The sequence below is a fragment of the Burkholderia aenigmatica genome (assembly GCF_902499175.1).
Taxonomy (GTDB): Bacteria; Pseudomonadota; Gammaproteobacteria; order Burkholderiales; family Burkholderiaceae; genus Burkholderia; species Burkholderia aenigmatica.
Map to the genome: position 1 here is coordinate 1 of NZ_CABVQC010000104.1, position 19,827 is coordinate 19,827.

Annotated in this window: 23 protein-coding genes and 1 pseudogene; 18 read left to right on the plus strand and 6 right to left on the minus strand. The window is 62.1% G+C overall.

All coding sequences use genetic code 11. The annotated features are described in order from the left end of the window. Nucleotides 1-38 precede the first annotated feature (38 nt). Nucleotides 39-1,586: a transglutaminase domain-containing protein gene (locus tag BDO18943_RS40155; protein ID WP_235996319.1), complete on the minus strand. Its 1,548-nt coding sequence runs from the start codon at nt 1,584-1,586 to the stop codon at nt 39-41. Between the two features lie 845 nt (nt 1,587-2,431). On the opposite strand from BDO18943_RS40155, the pseudogene BDO18943_RS40165 reads away from it, so the two are divergent. Beyond that, a pseudogene (locus tag BDO18943_RS40165) lies at nt 2,432-3,248 on the plus strand (helix-hairpin-helix domain-containing protein); the annotation flags it as partial. 65 nt (nt 3,249-3,313) lie between these two features. On the opposite strand, the gene BDO18943_RS40170 reads toward BDO18943_RS40165, so the two are convergent. Both BDO18943_RS40170 and BDO18943_RS40175 read right to left on the minus strand, forming a co-directional pair. Next, entirely contained in the window at nt 3,314-4,054 is a 741-nt protein-coding gene (locus tag BDO18943_RS40170) for an SDR family NAD(P)-dependent oxidoreductase (protein ID WP_027813519.1), read from the minus strand. Between the two features lie 20 nt (nt 4,055-4,074). Beyond that, nucleotides 4,075-4,983, minus strand: a complete 909-nt coding sequence (locus tag BDO18943_RS40175) for an NAD-dependent epimerase/dehydratase family protein (RefSeq protein ID WP_027813520.1) — start codon at nt 4,981-4,983, stop codon at nt 4,075-4,077. A 90-nt stretch (nt 4,984-5,073) separates the two neighbouring features. On the opposite strand from BDO18943_RS40175, the gene BDO18943_RS40180 reads away from it, so the two are divergent. Then, nucleotides 5,074-5,958 carry a LysR family transcriptional regulator gene (locus tag BDO18943_RS40180; protein ID WP_027813521.1) on the plus strand — a complete coding sequence of 295 codons (885 nt, stop codon included), beginning with the start codon at nt 5,074-5,076 and terminating at the stop codon, nt 5,956-5,958. A gap of 388 nt (nt 5,959-6,346) precedes the next feature. Here the strand turns inward: BDO18943_RS40180 and trfA are convergent, their stop codons facing one another. From trfA to BDO18943_RS40195, 3 genes are all read right to left on the minus strand, one after another. Continuing rightward, complete coding sequence (gene trfA, locus BDO18943_RS40185) at nt 6,347-7,204, minus strand: plasmid replication initiator TrfA (RefSeq protein ID WP_027813522.1); 858 nt, start codon at nt 7,202-7,204, stop codon at nt 6,347-6,349. Nucleotides 7,205-7,946: 742 nt separating this feature from the next. Next, on the minus strand, nt 7,947-8,912 hold the full coding sequence (locus BDO18943_RS40190; protein ID WP_027813523.1) for a ParB/RepB/Spo0J family partition protein: 966 nt from the start codon (nt 8,910-8,912) through the stop codon (nt 7,947-7,949). After that, on the minus strand, nt 8,912-9,583 hold the full coding sequence (locus BDO18943_RS40195; protein WP_027813524.1) for a nucleotide-binding protein: 672 nt from the start codon (nt 9,581-9,583) through the stop codon (nt 8,912-8,914). Before BDO18943_RS40195 ends, BDO18943_RS40190 begins: the two co-directional genes overlap by 1 nt. A gap of 465 nt (nt 9,584-10,048) precedes the next feature. On the opposite strand from BDO18943_RS40195, the gene ligD reads away from it, so the two are divergent. The 16 genes from ligD to BDO18943_RS40275 form a co-directional block, all read left to right on the plus strand. Beyond that, nucleotides 10,049-11,035, plus strand: a complete 987-nt coding sequence (ligD, locus tag BDO18943_RS40200) for a non-homologous end-joining DNA ligase (protein ID WP_223274426.1) — start codon at nt 10,049-10,051, stop codon at nt 11,033-11,035. 94 nt (nt 11,036-11,129) lie between these two features. Beyond that, on the plus strand, nt 11,130-11,372 hold the full coding sequence (locus BDO18943_RS40205) for an antitoxin (RefSeq protein WP_027813526.1): 243 nt from the start codon (nt 11,130-11,132) through the stop codon (nt 11,370-11,372). Further along, nucleotides 11,369-11,779 carry a type II toxin-antitoxin system VapC family toxin gene (locus BDO18943_RS40210; RefSeq protein WP_027813527.1) on the plus strand — a complete coding sequence of 137 codons (411 nt, stop codon included), beginning with the start codon at nt 11,369-11,371 and terminating at the stop codon, nt 11,777-11,779. Before BDO18943_RS40205 ends, BDO18943_RS40210 begins: the two co-directional genes overlap by 4 nt. 299 nt (nt 11,780-12,078) lie before the next feature. Continuing rightward, nucleotides 12,079-12,438 carry a hypothetical protein gene (locus BDO18943_RS40215; RefSeq protein ID WP_223274427.1) on the plus strand — a complete coding sequence of 120 codons (360 nt, stop codon included), beginning with the start codon at nt 12,079-12,081 and terminating at the stop codon, nt 12,436-12,438. A 48-nt stretch (nt 12,439-12,486) separates the two neighbouring features. After that, the gene (locus BDO18943_RS40220; RefSeq protein WP_034176085.1) at nt 12,487-12,687 is read left to right on the plus strand and encodes a hypothetical protein; all 201 of its coding nucleotides are present in this window, start codon (nt 12,487-12,489) and stop codon (nt 12,685-12,687) included. Nucleotides 12,688-12,874: 187 nt separating this feature from the next. Then, nucleotides 12,875-13,528 (plus strand): helix-turn-helix domain-containing protein, encoded by a 654-nt coding sequence (locus BDO18943_RS40225; protein ID WP_027813530.1) that lies wholly within the window; start codon nt 12,875-12,877, stop codon nt 13,526-13,528. A 20-nt stretch (nt 13,529-13,548) separates the two neighbouring features. Further along, nucleotides 13,549-13,854, plus strand: a complete 306-nt coding sequence (locus BDO18943_RS40230) for a hypothetical protein (RefSeq protein ID WP_027813531.1) — start codon at nt 13,549-13,551, stop codon at nt 13,852-13,854. Nucleotides 13,855-13,898: 44 nt separating this feature from the next. Further along, the gene (locus BDO18943_RS40235; protein WP_027813532.1) at nt 13,899-14,984 is read left to right on the plus strand and encodes a hypothetical protein; all 1,086 of its coding nucleotides are present in this window, start codon (nt 13,899-13,901) and stop codon (nt 14,982-14,984) included. Nucleotides 14,985-14,994: 10 nt separating this feature from the next. Then, a complete protein-coding gene (locus BDO18943_RS40240) occupies nt 14,995-15,225 on the plus strand; it encodes a hypothetical protein (protein WP_027813533.1) in 231 nt (76 codons plus the stop codon). A 9-nt stretch (nt 15,226-15,234) separates the two neighbouring features. Further along, nucleotides 15,235-15,489, plus strand: coding sequence for a hypothetical protein (locus tag BDO18943_RS40245; protein ID WP_046544062.1), 255 nt, complete (start codon nt 15,235-15,237; stop codon nt 15,487-15,489). A gap of 215 nt (nt 15,490-15,704) precedes the next feature. Next, nucleotides 15,705-16,376 (plus strand): hypothetical protein, encoded by a 672-nt coding sequence (locus BDO18943_RS40250; RefSeq protein ID WP_034176084.1) that lies wholly within the window; start codon nt 15,705-15,707, stop codon nt 16,374-16,376. Nucleotides 16,377-16,457: 81 nt separating this feature from the next. Continuing rightward, nucleotides 16,458-16,748: a hypothetical protein gene (locus BDO18943_RS40255; protein WP_027813562.1), complete on the plus strand. Its 291-nt coding sequence runs from the start codon at nt 16,458-16,460 to the stop codon at nt 16,746-16,748. Continuing rightward, entirely contained in the window at nt 16,745-17,170 is a 426-nt protein-coding gene (locus BDO18943_RS40260; RefSeq protein WP_027813563.1) for a hypothetical protein, read from the plus strand. Before BDO18943_RS40255 ends, BDO18943_RS40260 begins: the two co-directional genes overlap by 4 nt. Nucleotides 17,171-17,174: 4 nt before the next feature. Continuing rightward, nucleotides 17,175-17,510, plus strand: a complete 336-nt coding sequence (locus tag BDO18943_RS40265; RefSeq protein WP_027813564.1) for a hypothetical protein — start codon at nt 17,175-17,177, stop codon at nt 17,508-17,510. A gap of 251 nt (nt 17,511-17,761) precedes the next feature. After that, on the plus strand, nt 17,762-18,190 hold the full coding sequence (locus BDO18943_RS40270) for a hypothetical protein (protein ID WP_027813566.1): 429 nt from the start codon (nt 17,762-17,764) through the stop codon (nt 18,188-18,190). Between the two features lie 3 nt (nt 18,191-18,193). Next, the coding region (locus BDO18943_RS40275) for a phage integrase family protein (RefSeq protein WP_048987427.1) at nt 18,194-19,827 on the plus strand (1,634 nt) is incomplete at its 3' end.

Consider the following 19,827-nt stretch of genomic DNA (forward strand, 5'->3'; position numbering starts at 1 on the left):
AGGCAACTCAGAAATGCCGCTGACGTGTCCGCATTAACTTAAACCAACCAGCCTCCACGATTCCCGGTGCGGTTCAGAACCAGGAACGTGGTGTTGGACAAGCGCTCGCTTAGGGACTGCATCCGAGATGTTTGGCCAAGCCAATGTGCGGCGACAACAGCCAAAGTGGTTCCCCCCACCGCCTCCGATGTGTCGGCCGCGCCCGCCGCTCGAAGGTTGCCGAGCGCGGTTTGATAATAGTTCGGCAGGCCACGACCGGTCGGTCCCCACGCATTCGCAATCGTGAACACGTTTCCGGGTTTCGCGACAATCGTTTGATTGATGGTCAGGTTTGCAGCTGTCGTAGCATATGCGTTGTGCGTCGCTGTAAGGGTGAGGATCGTGGACGCACCAGAAGGAGGGGCCGTGCCAGGACTTCCCACTGCAGAACCGTCGAGGGTGAGGATCGGCTGATTAGTAGAGTTGTACGTGATGGTTAGCCGATGACCGTAGATCGCATCCGACGAGTAGGTCTGATCGATCCCCTGATATTGGATCCGCAAAGTCGGCTTCATGGATATCGGAACATCCGTCTGATCCTGAAGCGCATAGACCGTGTTTTGCAGCGGTGGCGATGTGTAGTGCGGAATCGCCCCGTAGATCAGATCGATTGATTTGCCGCCAACCACATCGTCGACCGTAGCCGCTGGCATGTTCGATCGCAAATACGTCGCGAGGTTATTGGCGTAGGTCGTCAGGTTGTTTCGAATGTTCGTGCGATTGATGTTCTGTGCATAGTCCGCGGTGATCGTCGCTCCGCTCTTCGCCGAATTCAGGAACGTCGGTGCGTCGTAGCCTGTCGTGCTCGAACTGGCGAGATTGATGCCGGTCTTGAATGAATGAGTTTTGTAGCTCGGATCGAAATAGTAGGTCGTACCGTTGATGACCGTCTTTACCCAGACGTGCCCCACTGACACGTCAACCAGTGCAGATGTGTTACCAGGACACTGCCCGGGACTCACTGCCGTCGCCCCATAGATTGGAAATCCGCCGTCGCCTAGCAGCTTCAGGATTCCACAAACATTTGATGTATCGACGCCGTAAAGCGTGTTGAATTGTGCTGCCGTGTACTTGATCACCCCTGTCGTGAAGCTCGCTGTATAGCCGGATGCTCGGAGGAGATCGACCATCAACATCGCTTGATCATAGACGGTCCCCTGATTGTCCAGCACGGCGCCAAATGAGCCCTTCTGAGTACCGTATACCGGATACACCTCGACGTTGTTGCGAACGTATTGATAGATGACGTCCGGGTTATAGTTGAGTGCGCGAGCAAGTTCGGCAATCGATGCCGGCCCTTGAGGACTTCCGTTGCCGCCCGCACTCATGACGTTGGCACGTGCGCTGCGCGTGGACGGTGCAACGGTTTTCGTATTGACCGCTGCGCCTTGATTGACGTTCGGCGGGAGGACGACTCGCGAGCGGGATTGCTCCCACTCTTTACCGGAGATCGGAAACATATTGACTGCATTTCTCCCCGGCCCCTGCGCATTAGCGAGTGCCGAAATATCCTCCGGAGAATACGCAATCGCAGGCTTCCCGCTCACGAAGGTCACCGGCTGCCCGACGCCAGAGGGAGGTGGCTCCTTTCCAACGTAGTGCTTCGAAGACTTCGGTGCAGTCGGCTGTGCACCCAACATCCAATCCGCTGGCACCTTTTTGGCGGTTGGTGGCAAGGCGGATTGAATAGGGCTAGCAAGAGTGTGAGATCCGAGAGCCATCAGGGCACTCAGAAGGAAGACACGCACTGACTGCCGGAAATCGACGCGCGGAAACGTGGGCATTACATCCCCCGATAGGATTCTAAATACTTCGAACTACGAAATTAGATGAGCTGTTGTTGCGTGCTATGTGCTGTGACTGCTTACCTCGCTATGGGGATGTGGTGGAGACGGACGTTCGGTTTCCCGCTGCGTCGTAGTTGTAGGTAACCGTTGTGGTAGTGGAGCCGTTATTGAAAACGGCCTTTGTCAACCGGCCCAGCGGGTCGTACGTATAGGTGATGGAGCCGGACGTTGCGATAGCACTGACAACCACTAACGCCAGGGCTATAGTCCCTCGAATGAAACGGTGCATGACTCGTTCGCCATGGCGAACGCCAAGCTCGAATTTCGGACGACGCATATTGCCCCCGGGTGCATCCGTTGTAATCGTTTGTCGCAACGCGCTTAAGGCAAGAAAGTGGAACTTTCCCTACGCCTGTTTTGCACTTCGGCTCTCAGAATTTCTTTTCTGAAACATTTTGAAATAAACATATCAAAGCATTTCGTTCCCCGATACCTAGGGTATACGCCCAAACAAACGGAGGCTTCGTCCAGTACCTAGTCTAGAGCCGTGCGCCGCGTGCTCGGGTTCGGTACTCTGGGGCCCACGCCGTTCGATTGGTTCTCGCATATCCTCGCAGCTACCGCAGGACGCAAGACACCGCGGCGCTGCGGTGCTCCCGTGTCGACATCGACGGGAGCACATTGGATTCGGCGATCGAAGGGCCGACAACGTCGGCGCCCGTGCGTCTCGGCTTCTCGCTGTTGCGCGGCATGCGCGAGGACGTCGCCGGCCGCATCGAGCTCGCACGCGCAGCGCGCCCGTTCGTCGACGTCGCGGACCTCGCGCGCCGTGCGCAGCTCGATCGGCACGACCTGCAGGTGCTCGCGGGTGCGAACGCACTTCGCTCGCTCGCCGGCGATAACCGACGCGACGCGCTCTGGCTGGCTGCCCCCGCCGTGCCTGATCGAGATCTGCTGCGCGGCACCGAATGTGACGACGCGGTGCCGGCATTGCCTCGGGCATCGGAGGGTCACGAGATCGTGACGGACTATCGCGCGATGGGCTTCACGCTCGGCCGGCACCCGCTGGCGCAGCTGCGCGATCGCCTCGCGCTGGATCACCTGCAGTCTGCCGAGCAGCTCGCAACGCTGCGCAGCGGGCAGCTCGCGCGCGCGTGCGGAGTGGTCACGGTACGGCAGCGGCCGGGCACGGCGAACGGCGTGCTGTTCTTGACGCTCGAAGACGAGACGGGCCAGGTCAACGTGATCCTGTGGCCTGGACTGCTGGAGAAGTTTCGGAAGGAGGCGCTCGGCGCCGCGTTGCTCGCGGTCTACGGTGTTAGGCAGGCCGAGGGGAAAGTGCGGCACCTGATCGCGAGCAAGCTCGTCGACAGGACTGAGTTGCTCGGCGCCCTACCGACCACATCGCGGGAATTTTGTTGAGATCTCTCTCTGTGGCCCCTACCGAGAATCGATCCGGTATTCTTCCGGCCGCTCCCCCTCTTCCGTCATAGCCTCATCCAGCCACCATCGACCACTAGCGTCTGACCCGTGACAAAGCGGGCATCGTCACTGGTGAGGAAAGCCACCGGGCCGGCGATGTCAGCGGGTGTACCGAGTCGCTTGATGGCCTGCTGCATGTAGACTTGCGCCTTCTGCTCGTTCGGCATGCCGCTGGCACCTTCGGTGTCAGTGATGCCGGGATGCACCGCATTGACGATAATGTTGTCGGCCGCCAGTTCGTTGGCGAGCGCACGTACCAAGCCGATCGCGCCCAGTTTGGATGCGTAATAGTGCGAGAAACCCATACCGGGCGGGGTCACCATGCCGACAGCATCCGATCCGATCGTGACGATCGCACCGCGGCCCGCCTTGCGCATTAGCGGCACGATGGCACGGGCGCCGAGCACATGCGCATCGAGGTTCACCGCCATCACGCGGCGCCATTCGGCAGGCGTCATCTGGTCGAGTGTCGCCAGGGGATAAATGCCTGCGGCATGGACAAGGATGTCGACCCGCCCGAATGCCTGTTCGACTTGGCTGGCGACTGCGGCCCAGCCGTCTTCGCTCGTCACGTCGGCTGCAATGGCAATGGCGTCATGGCCGATCGCCATGGCGGCTTCGTCGGCCTTCTCGCGATTAACAATCACCACCTGAGCACCGCGTTGTGCGAGAAGATTAGCGATGCCGCGACCGATGCCCTGCTTGCCGCCAGTGATGATGGCGATCTTGTTGTCATGTGTCTTCATGAATGTGCTCCTTGGTTGGGTTAAGAAATCGCGAGCGCCCGCAGGCGCGGCTCACCGATTTCGGAAAGAAGGTCGAGTCGGGTAGGCTTCCAGCCCAGCTCACCCCGAGTTCGCGGATCGCGTGAGCGGCTACACGCCGAGTGAATCAGTGCGCCGAAGGGGCCGAATACTTTGACGGCCTCGTCCATCGACAGGCTGCGCGTCTTGACGCCCAGGTCACGCGCCACGGCTTCGGCAATCCATCCGTAAGCAATTTCGCCGGCAGCAGCGTGGTACAGCGCGCCGGGTTGCCCGCGTTCGATGGCCAGTGAGAACAGGCGTGCCAGGTCGTCGCCGTGCACGTTGGAATAGGCGGCAAGCCCGGACCCGATGTAGCAGGCCGCCCCTGTGAGCGCGACCGAGCGATACACTTGGGCTACCGGGCCGTTGTCCCCCGGGCCCCAGATTAGCGGTGGCCGGATCACCATGCTGCGCAACTCACGCCGAGCGGCAGCGCGGACGATTTCTTCCGCCTCGACCCTGAGAAGTGCCAAAGGCTCCGGCACGAAGGAATCATCCTCCGCGAAGCTGTCCGGGCTCCACGCACCGCCCGTTCGCTGCATGAAGACACCGCTTCCTGAAAGAAAGATCAAAGTCTTCGCGCTGCCGGCAAGCGCGTCGCATAGCCTCCGGATAACAGCCGGCTCGCGCTCAAAAGCGACCTGGGCGGCATAGACAATGACGTTAGCCGAGCAAGCTGCAGCCAGTACCGGTGCGAGATCGGTGTCGAGATCTCCGTGCACGGGCTGGACGCCGACGGCCCGCAGAGCAGATTCTGCGTGGCTGGAACGCGCGAGCCCTGACACCTCTTGCCCTTGCGCAACGAAATGTCTTGCAAGGGTGCTTCCCACAAATCCTGAGGCGCCAATGACAAAAATATTCTGTGACATGGAAGACTCCTTTGCCATGCAGCGTAGGGTCTATCCATCCACCTGAGAAGCCTATATTATTCGATACAAACCATCTACGGAAAAGATACATTGCTGGACGGTGTTTCCCTCGATCACTTGCGTACCTTCGTCGCTGCAGCAGACGAGGGCAGTTTTTCGGCGGCGGGCCGAGCGATCAGCCGCGCGCAATCGGTAGTGAGCCAGACCATTGCCAATTTGGAAGCGCAGCTCGGCGTCACCTTGTTCGAACGCGTCGGCCGCTACCCCCGCTTGACGGCACACGGAGAGAACCTGCTGGTGGATGCGCGCCGCGTCGTGCTGGATGCCGACGCCCTGAAGGCCAAGGCCCGAAGCTTCTCCGCCGGCCTAGAGCCCGAACTCTCCATCGTCGTCGATGTCATGTTTCCGCAGCAATGCCTGACCGATGCTTTGAGCAGCTTTAAGCAACGCTTCCCGTCCACGCCGCTCAGGCTCCATGTCGAGGCGTTGGGTCGGGTGGCGGAACTTGTGCTCAATGGTCAGTGCAGTCTCGGTATAACCGGGACGCTGCCGTTCCTTCCCCCTGGACTTGCTGCCGAGCGGCTGTTCAGCGAGGAAATGGTCACGGTAGTGGCCCCAGGATCGCCCCTAGCCGGTAAACGGGGCGCTATCGTGTTCCGGGAGTTGTTGAATGAAACACAACTCGTCCTCACCGACCGCTCTACCCTGACTCACGGCGTCGACTTCGGAGTGCAGGGAAAGAATATTTGGCGGCTCGCCGATCTCGGCGCGAAGCACGCTTTCTTGCGCGCGGGACTCGGATGGGGGCACATGCCGCTCTGGCTTATCAAAGAAGACCTGAAGGAAGGACGCTTGGTGCGTATCGTATTGGAAGGGCCTTCGGCAGGTTTAATGCCTTTCCAGGCAACCTATCTCACTGATCGCTTGCCCGGCCCTGCTGGCAGATGGTTGCTGGAACGCTTCGCGCCAACCTGACCATATTTCGGTACACCCCTGCAGTCGAGCGAGCAGCTGGCAACGCTGGGCAGCGGGCAGCGCGTGCGTACGGACTGGTAACGGTACGGCAGCGGCCGGGCACGGCGAACGGCGTGCTCTTCATGACGCTCGAGGACGAGGCGGGCCAGGTCAACGTGACCCTCTTCCGGACTGCTGGAGAAGTTTCGGAAGGAGGCGCTCGGCGCCGCGTTGCTGGCCGTGTACGGCGTTTGGCACGCCGAAGGGAAAGTGTGTCACCCGATCGCTAGCAAGCTCGTCGACAGGACCGAATTGCTCGGTGCCCTGCCGACGACGTCGCGGGAGTTTTGCTAGTCGATCATCACCAAACTACAAGGCGCGTCGTTGGCCGGCGAACACCGCCTCATTTTCAGGCCGCAATCGCGCCACGCGACGACGCACGCACGACATGCACCAGGTCGTTCTTGTCAATCGTCCAGCTGACCAAGAAGCCCTCTTTCACGAGTTCGTCGAGCGCCTTCTTCAAGTTCGCGCGAAAGTGGAACAACTCTTTCGTCTGCGAACCGCATTGACGATGAAGGAAACGTACGGAATGCGCGAAAGGCACTGCATGGGTGTGGTAGTACGTATGCAACCATTTTGACAACTCATATCGCAGCCGCTGACGCTGCTCACGCGCCAGCCGCGTGTAGTCGTCGTCAGAGAAAAGCGCGACGATTTCCGGTTCGACGTACGCCACCCACCGCGTCTTGCCGTCAGTTCCCGTCTCGGTGCCTTCCTTCCACAGGAATTTACGGATCAACGACCCGACAAACCCCTTTTTGTTGCCCGTGAAGCGAACCTTAACTTGCCCCGCTTGCAACCGCTCCAGCGTTGTCACGAGCCTGTCGTAACACTTTACCGACGTGCCCCAGCCAAGCGACTTCAACACGCTGTAGCCTGTGAATTCCACCTTCTCGTTCAGCTGAGTATCACGGGCCAGGTGAAGCACTTCAAGAAAGACGTCCGCGTCGTCCTGTCTAAGCTCTTCCCCGCTAAACGAAATTTCGACGCCATCAACGCTAGCGATCAGCGCCTTCTCCATTCGGCTACGCGGCGCATTCGATTTGTTCACGTTGAACAGTGCCGAGCGCGCGAGCGCGTTTGGCATCCCACGAACGTTCGCCGGCCACAGTGGAATCTGTGTCGGATGGGATTGCGTTTCCACACCCGCGCTGCTAGCGCGGGCTGCGATCGCTTTCACCTGGTCGACGATGGAATTTGCCATGCGAGAAGTATAAGTACGTGAATTTCGCCATCAAGACCCTTGTCTCGTCTCTCCAGCGATGGTTCAACAAAAAAACTACGGGACTATCGTGCCTCCAGCGAGGTATCACGGTGCATTCGTCACTGCAGCGATGTTCCTCGTTCCTCCAGCGTGAAGCCCCTATCGTGCCTGCAACGAGGTCAATCGTGCCTCCAGCGAGGCACCACTCGTATCGCCAGCGATGGCACTATCGTTCTTCCAGCGAGCGAGCCTTACAAAAAACACCTTTGTAATCAATCGCCTACCTCTGTTGTCCACAGAGCCTAATCTTCTTTTAATCTTTTTCTAATCGACCGATCCATCGTTGTAAGCACGATACCTCCGCGCCAACAGAGTCGCGTCGGAGCGGCAAACCATCGCTGGAAGAACGACAATGCTGGAGAAAGTAGTCCTCTCGACCATCGCTGGAGAGACGACCCCCGCCCTATCAGCATCGCTGGAAGAACGAGACAATACCGTCAAGCGGCAGCGCTACAAGGTGAGTACACACTCTCACGCAGATGCCCGCCGCATATAGAGCATCGCTGGAAGAACGTCACCCTCCATCGCTCCAGAGACGAGTCCAAACGACTAGGCGACGCTGGCTTCCATCGCTGCATAACCGATAGTCGTTTTTGCTCGGTCACGTGAGCAATGTTCTCCAGCGTCATCCAGGGGACACCCCGATATCGACCCCAACTCCCTTCACGGTCTAACAGTCGCGCTATTCCTTCGGAAAGAGAGCCAAGATCTTTTCGGTGATCTCTGCCGCGACGTCCGGCGCCAAACCCTTCAGCTTCAACTCGATCCGGCCATCTTCCTCGAACGACTTGAACTCCCCCTTCGCTCCACGGAAGGACAGTTGCTCGCGCGTAGACCGCGGCCGCTTAACCGTCCCTTTTGCCGCAGCCTTTCTGCGAGCGGCGACATCGCGGTACCCGATCCCGGTCTTAGCAGCATCGAAGATCAATTCGAGGGTCTCTTCTTCCCCTTTCACTTCCCAGAACTCTCGAATTGCGTTCAGCATTTTGAGAGAGAGAAGTTCCGGATACTCGGCGGCGGCTTGAACGATCTTGCTCGGCAATTGAGCGAGCGACAGAGTCCGACTCACATGGTCTTCCCCGAGATTGAGCGCTTTGGCCAGAGCCACTTGTGTCGGATAAATCTTCCGCGAAAGCAGCTCTTTCCATTTGAGCGCGTCATCGAGCGGGCTTTGATCCTTACGCTCCACGTTGGCAGCGCGTGCTTCTTCATACAGTTCCCGCTCACTCGCTGGTTTCGGACGAATCTCCACCCGCAACGTCGGGAGCCCGGCCGTTCGAGCCCCGCGAAGGCGCCTCTCTCCGTCAATGAGCACGATGTCCCCCACTTCATCGACATACGCACTCGCCGACTGGCCTTGCCCCCGCGCCGCTAGCGACTCCGCCATCTCTGATACAGCAGAAGCTGTATAGATGGCTCTCGGATTGACAGAATTTGATTTAATTTTGCCAATCGGAACTTCATACGTTTGCCCGATCTCATATCTGGTAGGCTCTTGGCTCGAGCCAACTTCGCCTCCCCGAAGCTGCGAGATAGTTGCCACCGGCGGCGCCATGCGGGGATCGCCCACAATGGGAGCCAACGAAGCGGCATCCTCCACCGCCGCGACTCGCTCGACCGCTACTGATTTTTTCTTAAAAGTAGCCATTACTTGACCTCCGTACCGTTGATCCGTTCGATGATTTCCCGATAGACCGCCTCCATCTCGTCGATCGCCTTCTTCGATCGATCACGGCCCTTCAGCTCATGAACGGCCCGGCCAGTCTTGCCCGTCGCACGCCAAGCTTCTCTCTGCGGAATCTGTGATTCGAAAAGTCGAATGTCTTCGCTTTTCAAATATGCCCGCAATTCCGCAGTCGCCTTCGATCCTTCAACCGGCGACACCCGAGTGAGCACAACGTACGCGGGGATCTCACCGCTTTCATGCCGCGGCCCCATTTCTTTAAGGGTCGCGAAGACATTCAAGGTCGACTCCACTTCTTGTTGATCTGGCCCACAAGGGACCAGCACGAGATCGGATAACAGTGCACATTCAAGCATCGTCCGATAGTTCTGCGCGCCGATGTCCACCACGACGAGGGTGTACTTGTTGGCGAGGTTTGCGAGTTCCCGGGCCGGATTAGCCGGGAGAGCGAGCACTGGAATGGCTGGTGTAACGCCCTCCTCATTTCGGATTCGCGACCAACTCATCGCAGAGCCCTGTTTATCAGTATCCAGAAGAACGACATCCACGTCTTCCGCGGCAGCCAGGGCTGCTATGTGCGTTGCTAACCGCGTTTTAGCAACACCTCCTTTTTCCGCCCCAATCGTGATGACCATTTCACCTCCACTGGAAAGTGTTTGTTTCAACGCTCGGAGTTTTATTCCTCAGTCAAAATAAGTCAATCAAATAACTATATTTTTTTGTGATCTTTACAAAATGTGGTCAAGTAACAACGATTCGGAGCGAAAATGCTACCGACTTGGCCCGAGCCAAGATCGGAGATCCCATGTTGGATGATTCGCCATGAACCACACTTTTAAATAGTTTTGGCTCGAGCCAAGATTCGCGGAAGCAACTCACTGAGATTGGGGTGGCTACGATTCCCGCCGATCCAGAACAGTTCATTCACCCTCTGGACGGCTCGATCTTGGCTCGAGCCAAGATCGGCCTGGCCTAGTCAGGCGCCCCATGCAACAGGCATATAGATTGCCCGCATACCTGCAAAGCGAGGAGGGCATATGGGGCGGTGGACAAGTGAGCTCGGCATCCGTGCCCGGACGCCAGTAGCCAAAAATGAACGCATGCCGGAATTCATCGAGCCGTCGCTGGCCGTGCTTGCTGCAGAACCTCCAACGTCGGGAGAGTGGGGATATGAGATCAAATTCGACGGCTACCGGATGCTCGCGCGTATCGACGCTGGTGACGTTCGAATCTTCACTAGGAACGGCCACGACTGGACCGCCCGACTACCGCACCTGAGGTCCGTCCTTGAACGATTGCCGGTCGACCGTGCGTGGCTTGACGCGGAGGCCGTCTGGTTCGATACAGAAGGGCGGCCAAACTTCAACGGCCTGCAGAATGCGTTTGATAGACGTCGAACTGCAGGGATTTCGCTTGTCGTCTTCGACCTGATGTGGCTTAACAACAATGATCTCCGGCCGTGGAGGTGGCGTGAACGCCGAGCCACGCTAACGAAGCTCGTTGCCGATATTCTCGGCAACGAGGTGCGCTTCTCTGAGGCGGTCGATGCCGACCCCGACGCCATGCTGGCCTCGGCGTGTGCCCTTGGTCTAGAGGGAATCATGGGCAAGCGGGTGGACGCGCCGTATCGCTCGGGAAGAACGGACCGCTGGATCAAACTCAAATGCAGTAAACGCCAGGAGTTCGTCATTGGGGGATTTTCGCGCCGTAAGGGCGCCGCCGGGGGCGTGCGAGCGGTTCTGCTCGGCGTGTACGAGGAGGGCGGACAACTGCGGTACGTCGGGCACGTCGCGCCGCGCTTCGCGCCCCGCCAGGCACGGGAATTCGAAGACCGCCTTGCATCCTTAGGCCGCAAGCGCTCGCCGTTCGTCCGCGCGCCGGAACCCGAAGCCGATCGCGAGTTCCACTGGCTGAAGCCGGAACTCGTTGCCGAAGTAGCGTTTCTCGAGTGGACGCCGACCGGACAGTTGCGTCATCCGTCGTTTCGTGGGCGGCGCGCCGACAAGCCTGCACGGAGCGTGACTCGCGAAGACCCGCGCGCGCCGAAACGCCCCCACAGCAGCAAGAGATTGCCCTCCAAGCAGTAAGACCGATCAATCGGTGCGCTGAGCGCGTTGCGAACTCGCGTCGGTTTGTATATGCTGTGGCATATGCCATTCTGTTTGAATTGGAGCTACCCCGATGCCAAACCATGACACCCGCCACGCGCGCCTGTTCCGCAACGGGCGGAGCCAGGCCGTGCGGATCCCGCGCGAATTCGAACTGCCGGTGTCGGAGGTCACCATCCACCGGGAAGGTCGCCGCTTGATCATTGAGCCCGTAGAGGCCGCGCCCTTGCGCGAGCTGTTCGCCCAATGGACCCCGCTGGACGAGATCTTCCCGGACATCGAGGACCTTCCGCCTGAACCGGTCGATATCGAATGACGCTGTACCTGCTCGATACCAACATTTTGTCGAACGTGATCCGCGACCCGCGCGGCGCATGCGCCACCCGGATTGGAGAAACGCCGCCCGAACAAGTGTGCACCTCGATCATCGTGGCCGCGGAATTGCGGTTCGGCGTCTGGAAGCGTGGCTCGTCAACGCTCGCGCAGCGCGTCGAGCAGCTGCTCGCAAGCCTGACCGTGTTGCCGCTGCAACCGGACGCGGACCGCTGCTACGGGCGGTTGCGGGCCGAGCTCGAGAAGCAAGGCCAGTTGATCGACGCCAACGACATGCTGATCGCCGCGCATGCGCTGGCCGTCGACGCCGTGCTGGTCACGGACAACACGGCTGAATTCACCCGTATCGCGGGGCTGCCGGTCGAAAACTGGCTGCGGCCGGCGACGTAACGCGGCGTGGCGGCCGCCGGCGGTACGATGGGCGCCACCGACGCACGACAGCGCGCCTGAGAACAGAATAGGAGCGGGGATGAACGGATTCGGCGGTGCGGCGGTTTTTGCCTTTTCATTGACTGTCGGGTGCCTCGCGCTCGGCTGGAGCGTACCGGCGGGAGTAACGTTCGCCGCGTGCATTGTGTGCACGGTCTACGCGTCCCGGGGCGAGCACTGAGCGCCGGCCGACCGCCGGGCGAACCAGGTATGCCGATCGCCGTTCTGCGATACGTGGGCGTGGCGAAGGAGATGGCGAAGTGACAACGCCGATGACGGCTGTCCAGCAGATGTTCCTCGAGTGGTGCATCGGCTACATGAAATTCCGGATCGCGGATGCGATGTCGGTCGGCCTGATGTCCCTCGAGGCCGAGCGCTACGACGCGCTGTGGACCATGCTGCAGAAGGGGCGGTACGGCTTCCCCTGCGACGACATGATCGAGACCGGCCGGCGCCTGTTTCCGGACGCGCCGAACGCACCGGAGGGTTCCGGGCTCGACGCGGCCTACGAGCGCGTGTGTACGGCCCTGGACGACTGGTTGCCGAGCTTTGTCATCCCGCCCGGCCAGGTGTCGTTCCTGCCGGATCCCGAACTGCCGGACGGTGAGCCCGCTGCGTGAGTGGCCGGCACGATGGAATCCACCGGGTGAATGCAGAGGATCTCGGCAATGAACGTGACAGCATGGCAGTTCGAGGAAAGCGGGTGGGGCAGGGGCGTAGCGGCCGGAGGGGCGCTGATCGCGCTGGCGGCCGTTGACCGCGGGCTGTCGGCGCTGTGGCCGGCCAGCTACGGGCTGGTTCACCCGCTGGCGGCGATCGCCGCGGCGAACCTGCCGTTCATGGCCGCGTACCTGATCCTGCGGTCCTGAACGACGCCGAACCCGGCTGCGGCCGGGTTTTTATGGCGTGCCGTCAATGCCGATAACTCCCCTTATCGGCATTGCGTTTAATGCACGAATACCCGAAAGGGCGGTTTATCAAAGTGGCTTGACACGTCTTTAAGACGTGCTATGCTGGTTTATACGTCTTTAAGACGGGTTCTGTTCAGGAGGCATCATGTCCGTGCTGTACGTGTATCGCTGCCGAGCCTGCGGCCAACGCGGCGAGGTCCATCACCCGGACGACAGCTACGACGGCGCGGCCGCCACCTGCGCGAAGTGCTACGAGCCGGTCACGCTGGAGTGGGACGGCGGTGTGACGCTCGAAGTCGCGCCGTACGACGGCGGGCCGACGCCCGACGAGATCAGGGCGATGCGGCAGCGCGGCCGGCGCACCCAGGCGCAGGCGGCCGCGCTGCTCGGCGTGAAGGAGCGCCAGGTCCAGCGCTGGGAGGCCGGCCAGGCGCCGATGCCGATCGCCGCGTGGTTGCTGCTGCGCCGGTCGTGGGGCTATCGCTATCCGAGCGATTTTGAGCGCCACGAGGACTTCGAGCGGGACTGGAATCCTGACCGCGACGTCAAGCGCAGGACGATCGAGCGCGGCGACGTGGTTGAGCTACAGCCGGTCGACGGCCCGCTACTGCGCGCGACGGTGTGCCTGGATCGGGTGCACGACGGCTTGGTCGACGAGGACAGCTACGGCGCGATCGTCACCGAGTTCGTCGGTGCTGCCGGCGCCGGGGAGGAATACCGCGGCTTCTTCATCGGCGAGCGCGTGACCTTCGCGCGGTCGAACGTGATCCACCTCGAGCAGCGCGCGCCGAGGCGCTGAAACGATCAGGAGATCCCGTCATGTCAAAACTGACCTACGAACGAATCACCGCGCGTGCCGAGCAGGAGATGGTCGAGTACCTTGCGATCGCCGAAGCACATCGTGTGGCGAATGACCGGAGCCGCGCGGCGAGCGCATGGCGCGCGGCGCTTGGCGTGTTGTCGATGTGGAAGGTGCTCGCCAGAGACTTCCACGGGGCAGATGAGGCGGCCTATTTGGCCGATTGCAAGCGACTCGCCGTGCTGATCTGCCTGGACATCGCATCGCTCAACATCCCGCCGCGGCAGATGCAGTCCGAAGTGCCAGGGATGCGCTCGTCCGGCTGATGGCCTGACTCGTATTCAAACCCATGTCTAATAGGAACCCTGCGATGCGCAAGGAATACGAACTGCAGACCGACGTGCTCGCGACGATCGTCGCGGCGACCCCGGTCACGTCGAAGCACGCCGCGCTGCTGACGACGTTTGCGACCCGCACCGACTATCGCGGCGCGCGCTACGCGGTCACACGCGACGAGTTCTCTGAACGGCCCGCCCGCGTGATCGATGCCGACGGCCGCGAGATCGCAGCCGACTATCACGCGTGGATCGACGGCCAGCTCGACGTGCACGGCGGCTCGGTGGAGGACGTGTTGCTCGCGCACCGGGATTCCGGCTATCTACTGGTCGACGTCCAGCCGCTGTTGCACTACTTCGTATTCGACCGCGGCGGTGACCAGGACAATTTCGTGCAGCTCGAAATCTGGGAAGAACAGGAATTCGTCGAGCGCGAGGTGTTTCCGCGCAGCACGCCGTGGCGCTCGCCGGATGTGCATGAATTGCGCTCCGGCTGGCACGACATGCCGGTCGAACGGTTCGAGCGGCGCACGCTCGGCTCGCCGCGCTATCGGCTCGAGGCGGTGATCGACATGAAGCACTTTGCGGCGCTCGCCGAGACGACTTATAACGAGCGCCGGCAGCGCGACGGCGATCGGCAGTTGGTCGAGCGGAACCTCGACACGGGCGAATCGCGGGTGGTCAGTGTGCGCGAGCTCACGCCGGGCTACGACAACCAACAATGGCGCGGCCGCCGCTTCTTCGACGACTGGGCTGCGTCAAGCGCCGGCCAGGCGGGCGAGCGCATTTGTCAGCGGTGGGTTTTCATCACCCAGGACAACACCGATCCACGTATCGGCCGGGAGATGGACTTCATACCGCGCTGGACTCACACGCGCAAGATCGCGGCGCTGAAGAACACCGCGAAGCTGGACGTGTACAGCCTGTACGGGAAGCTGATGCAGTTCGACGAGCGCATCGGCCATCGCTTCGCCTGGTATTTCTACGGTCTGCACGGCAACCTGATCCTGAGCGGGCAGATGGAGCGCGTGCTCGAGGCGGCCGAGGCGGGGCTGATCGTGCTGCCCGAACATGATTACCAGGTGCTGCGTCGCTGGGGCGACGATCAGTACGGGTTTTGACGGAGCCTTGATGAAAACAACCGCCCGCTACACCAAAGGCCGCGGCGACGCGTCGGTCCACGCCAGGGCACGCGTGTTCGCGTGGGAGGACCATCAAGTGATCGAACTCGATGTCGTGGGCCAGCTCGACAGCGAACACCACTTCCGGATCCTCGCCACGGCGGACGAGTCGGAAGCGCTCGCGCAGCAGCTGCTCGATGCGGCCGCGAAGATCCGACTTGCGCGTCAAGAAACGGAATAGGAAAACGCGATGACGATCACGCTCGACGCTGCTAAGGCGATCTACCGTCAAGCAATCGACTCGCGGGCCGGCGACGGCGAAGGCGCGGCCTGGTGGGATGAGGTAGCCGACGAAATTCGCGACGTCGTCGCAGCACGAACGATCAGCATCGCGGCGGACCTGATTGCGTGGTGGCATCACGACTGGACGTGCATCAACGATACGCCGCGCCGGGCGGCCACGCGTATTCGAGACGCGGCGCGAGCGATGCGCCTGCGAGCATAGGAAAACGCCATGGCCGGAACCCGGAAGAAAGTTCTCGATCTGGGCGTACTGCCTCCCCTAGATCCACGTCACTATGATGAGGACAGGGAGATGATCGGTCACGAGGTGGTTCCGATGGACCAACCATCGGAAGGGGTCTTCTGGTGTCGCGTCTGTGGCGGTCACCCGACTGATCCTATTCACCAACCGGGATACGAATCGTAACGGAAAACGCGATGACGACGCTGACACGCCAACACTACAAACGCCTGCGGTTCTATTGGCAAGGCCTGGCGAATGGTGGTGCCGGGATGACGGACGGCATCGACCTGGACCTGGCCGCACTCGGGTTGGTTGAGCGCTTCGAGCGCTTCGGCTACGGCGTTCGCTTTCGCATCACGAAAGCGGGCGAGCAAGAGCTTGCCGCCGAGAAGGCGCGCGAGGTCGAGCGGCGTCAGCCGCATCACACTCTTGCTGGCCGCTTGGCGCAGTGGCGTCAGAGTCAAGGTCGCGTGACGTGGCAGAACATCGAATTGCTGGTCGACCTTGAAAGCGGTGGCCGGCAAGCGATTCGTCCCGACGTGTTTTCAGTCGCTGCGAACTACGACGAAAAGCGCATCAATCCGTGTGTCGATGAAGTGAAGGTGAGTCGCGCGGATTTTCTCGCGGACGTGGCTCGCCCCGAGAAGCGGGCCGGCTACGGGAAAATCGCGGAGGTGCTGTACTACGCAGCGCCGGCCGGCATGATCGAGGCGTCGGAGGTGCCGGAAGGATGTGGCTTGCTCGTCGAAGTGGCGCCGTGTCAGTTCGAGATCTTGAAGCGTCCGAAGAAGCGGCCGGTGTCGCTGACCACGCACCATTTCATGAATCTCATTTTGAAGCCCGGCGCGTTCGCACCGGCCTGGTAGAAAAACAGCAATGACGAGAGATCCATCGGAGCGGTTCCGGTGGATCTCGATTCCTCCAACTTCAACACCTGATAGACCAACGTGCACGACTACACCGTCTCGTATCCTGAACTGACCGCATCGGCCGAAAGGCATATCCGCGACTATATGACCTTCGCCGCGGCCGCCGGCGACGATGCCGAACGCAGGGCACTGCATGCATCAGCCGTCAGCCTGTTCGCGTACTGGCTCGGCTTCGTGAACGCCGCCCGAAAGACCGTCGATGACGCGGGACGGCAAGCGCTGCAGCGCGACGAGCATCGGCTGCTGGATCTGGTCAGCGCCGCGGCCGCACCGTCCGGGCGCACCACATCGGACGACCGCGCATCATGACCGCTGCCTTCGACCGTAACGCCGCGCTGACCGCCGTGAAGCTGACGCTTTCCGACGCCATCGCGCACGACTATGCGAACGCTCTGTCGATCGACCGTTACGCGGGTGCCGGCGCGCTGGCGCATTGGCCTCCCAATCCGCATCGCTGCCACGAGCAGGTCACGCGCTGGCTGCAATCGCATCCCGGCGATACGCCGGTACGCGGCTGGCTTGTGAACGGTGGCGACGGCGCGCAACAACGCTTCGTCTCGCACTCGTTGGTCCGCAGCGCATCGGGCGCGTTGCTGGATGTCGCGTTTGCTCGGCCGGCCCATGTACAGCGCTTCATTGAACACCCGGCGGCGGCAGGCGATTTCCTCGCGCTTGTCCTCGGCGAACCGCCGGTGTCCGAACTCTGGGTGCCGATTCCCTGCAGGAGTTAATACCATGGCCCGCTCTTACCGGAAAAAACCGCCTGTCCGGCCGGCGCCCCAATACGTCAATGGCGTGGTGTTCACGCTCGCCATGCGGACGGGCGATGTCCAGGTGATCGGCATACCGTTCGAGCACCGCGGTCGGACATGGGCCGTTCATGCGATCGTCGGGCGCGATGATGTCCCTTGCTATGCGGCTTCCGACGTGCTGACAGGCATGCACGTGCCGAACAGTGAGGCGTCGAGCATCGACGCGTCGCGTGCGGCGGCGATTGCCACGCTCGACAACGTGACGGACGAGAGCTGGGCCGACACATTCGGGCCAGCTCAAACCGCGACGGCCGAATGACAACCTGCACGGCGCTCTGCGAGTTTCCCGATGCGCTGCCCGAACGGTGCCGCAGCGCCGCTCGAGCTGCAGACGAAAATCGAACTGGAGGACAACATGCTCCGCAATTGGATGGCACGTTTAGCGTGTCTGGTGGGTGCGCATCGCTGGGTGCAGCATACCCATTACCGCTACATACTGAACGACAGCGGTCTCCACGCGTATCAATGCGAGCGGTGCGACAAGGTCCGCTCGTCGAATTTTCCGAGCCGATGAGAAAAGCCACGTCCCGTAACCGCCGGCCGCTGACCAGGGCGCAACTGCTGCCGATCCCGACCGGCGAACTGCGTCGGATCCAGCTGAAGCACCACGTGGCGCTCGCGGCACTACGCGACGCGAACGACGACGTCGCGCAGCTGGCCACGCTATTGAATGCGATCTACCTCGCGTACTTTCTCGACTCGACCGAGGCGGCACTCTATCGACGGGCCGAGGCGGCCCTCCAGGACTGCGCCGATCGCGCCGAGCGGGGCGAGTCGGGCGCGCTGACCGACCTCGAGCGCGCGGCGGTCGAGCACGTGCTCGCACGGTTGGACGCGCAGCTGGCGGCGGTACCGATGCATCGCTATATCGCCGCGTTCGAACGGCTTCAGCGCGTCACCACGGCCGATACGGTCGTATCGCCCATTCCTGCAGGCTGAGCCATGGCAAATCGTCCCCAGCAGCTCGCCCAGATGCCGTTGCGCAGCTACAGCCGCACCGAATTCACGGCGCTGCGCGCGCGCGTGAAAGGCTTGCCGATCGAGACAATCGAGCGACTGTACTTCGACCGTGATGCCGTCGAGCCGGTCGACGTCGCTCAGCTGCTGCGCACGATGCGCGACGACTTGGTCGCGGCCGCGCTACGCGACGGCTCGCCAGTATTGCAAGCCCACCTGCAGGCGGCGATCGCGAAATACGGCGAGCCCCGCCTGACGCCCGTGTCGCTGCAACTGATCGAGCAGGTCGCCGCGCAGTGGGCGGTCGCCGCGCCGCGGGCCGAGCACCCGGTCGGTCGCTGGTTTCGGCCGCTCGTTGCCGCACGCCTGGAGGGAGAGGGCATCCACACGCTCGGCGAGCTCGTCGCGTTCGTGAACCGCCGCGGTGGGCAGTGGTGGCGATCGGTGCCGCGCATCGGCGTCGGCCGCGCCCGCGTGCTGGTCGCCTGGTTGCGGCGTCACGCGGCGTCGATCGGCGCGCCCGTTGAGGTCGACGTCGACGCCGGCGACGCGCTCGCGCCGACGTCGGCGGGCGTCACCGCCGGCGCCGGGCAGCTGGCCCCGCTCGAGCGCCTGGCGCTGCCCGTCGAGCTGTCCGGCGCGCACGGGGCGAACCGCGCGCCCGTGTTCGCGTATCTCGGCGCGGCGCACGATCTCGATGCGGTGCGGGCCTATCTGCATCGCTACGACGACCGGCCCGCGACGCAGCGGGTCTACAGGAAGGAGCTCGAGCGCCTCGTGCTGTGGTGCGTGGCGGAACGCGGCGTCGCGCTGTCGTCGATGCGGGTTGAGGATTGCGAGGCCTACAAGGCGTTTCTCGCCGCGCCGGGCGAACGCTTCACGGGGCCGCCAGTCGCGCGCACGAGCAGCCAGTGGCGGCCGTTCGCGCCGGGTGGCCTGTCACCGGAAAGCCAGCGCTACGCGGTGCGCGCGATTCGCGCGGCATTCACGTGGCTCGTCGCGGTGCGGTATCTGGCCGGCAACCCTTGGGCGGCCGTCTCCGATCCCAGCGTCGTCAGGCGGGTGCGCAAGCTGCAGGTCGAGCGAGCACTACCGCTTGACCTCTGGACGCGCGTACGCGAGACGCTGGCCGAACGCAGCGAGCTGCAGGGGCCGAGCGGGCCGCGCTGGCGGACAGCACGTGCGCTGTTGCTGCTGATGGGGGATGGTGGCCTGCGGATCGCTGAGGCGGCCGCGGCGAGGCGTGCGGCGCTTGTCTGGATGCCGGCGGACGACGACACGCCGGCCAGCTGGTTGCTCGAGGTGATCGGCAAGGGCAACAAGCAACGCTTCGTGCCGATCAGCGACGAGTGCGTCGACGCGCTGCGCGCGCACTGGCGCGATCGCGGCCAGGATCTCGACGCGGCGGCCGCAGCGAAGCCGCCCGGGTTGCCGCTGGTGGCGCCGTTGGTCATCCCGCCGACGCCGCGAGCCCGCGAGAAATTCGGCGAGCCCGTCGACACTGACGAAGCAGTAGCCGGCGCCGCAGCGCGGGGCGGCTATTCGGTGCGCGGCGCGCGCGGACTCACGCAATGGGCGATCGCGCAGCTGCTCGCGGTGATGTCGGATCTCACTGAGTC

Bases quoted from the DNA above. Each gene is read 5' to 3' on its own strand.
- BDO18943_RS40170 (WP_027813519.1), bottom strand. From the start codon at position 4,054: ATGAAGACACATGACAACAAGATCGCCATCATCACTGGCGGCAAGCAG.
- BDO18943_RS40175 (WP_027813520.1), bottom strand. From the start codon at position 4,983: ATGTCACAGAATATTTTTGTCATTGGCGCCTCAGGATTTGTGGGAAGC.
- trfA (WP_027813522.1), bottom strand. From the start codon at position 7,204: ATGGCAAATTCCATCGTCGACCAGGTGAAAGCGATCGCAGCCCGCGCT.
- BDO18943_RS40190 (WP_027813523.1), bottom strand. From the start codon at position 8,912: ATGGCTACTTTTAAGAAAAAATCAGTAGCGGTCGAGCGAGTCGCGGCG.
- BDO18943_RS40195 (WP_027813524.1), bottom strand. From the start codon at position 9,583: ATGGTCATCACGATTGGGGCGGAAAAAGGAGGTGTTGCTAAAACGCGG.
- ligD (WP_223274426.1), top strand. From the start codon at position 10,049: ATGCCGGAATTCATCGAGCCGTCGCTGGCCGTGCTTGCTGCAGAACCT.
- BDO18943_RS40205 (WP_027813526.1), top strand. From the start codon at position 11,130: ATGCCAAACCATGACACCCGCCACGCGCGCCTGTTCCGCAACGGGCGG.
- BDO18943_RS40210 (WP_027813527.1), top strand. From the start codon at position 11,369: ATGACGCTGTACCTGCTCGATACCAACATTTTGTCGAACGTGATCCGC.
- BDO18943_RS40220 (WP_034176085.1), top strand. From the start codon at position 12,487: ATGAACGTGACAGCATGGCAGTTCGAGGAAAGCGGGTGGGGCAGGGGC.
- BDO18943_RS40225 (WP_027813530.1), top strand. From the start codon at position 12,875: ATGTCCGTGCTGTACGTGTATCGCTGCCGAGCCTGCGGCCAACGCGGC.
- BDO18943_RS40230 (WP_027813531.1), top strand. From the start codon at position 13,549: ATGTCAAAACTGACCTACGAACGAATCACCGCGCGTGCCGAGCAGGAG.
- BDO18943_RS40235 (WP_027813532.1), top strand. From the start codon at position 13,899: ATGCGCAAGGAATACGAACTGCAGACCGACGTGCTCGCGACGATCGTC.
- BDO18943_RS40240 (WP_027813533.1), top strand. From the start codon at position 14,995: ATGAAAACAACCGCCCGCTACACCAAAGGCCGCGGCGACGCGTCGGTC.
- BDO18943_RS40245 (WP_046544062.1), top strand. From the start codon at position 15,235: ATGACGATCACGCTCGACGCTGCTAAGGCGATCTACCGTCAAGCAATC.
- BDO18943_RS40250 (WP_034176084.1), top strand. From the start codon at position 15,705: ATGACGACGCTGACACGCCAACACTACAAACGCCTGCGGTTCTATTGG.
- BDO18943_RS40260 (WP_027813563.1), top strand. From the start codon at position 16,745: ATGACCGCTGCCTTCGACCGTAACGCCGCGCTGACCGCCGTGAAGCTG.
- BDO18943_RS40265 (WP_027813564.1), top strand. From the start codon at position 17,175: ATGGCCCGCTCTTACCGGAAAAAACCGCCTGTCCGGCCGGCGCCCCAA.
- BDO18943_RS40270 (WP_027813566.1), top strand. From the start codon at position 17,762: ATGAGAAAAGCCACGTCCCGTAACCGCCGGCCGCTGACCAGGGCGCAA.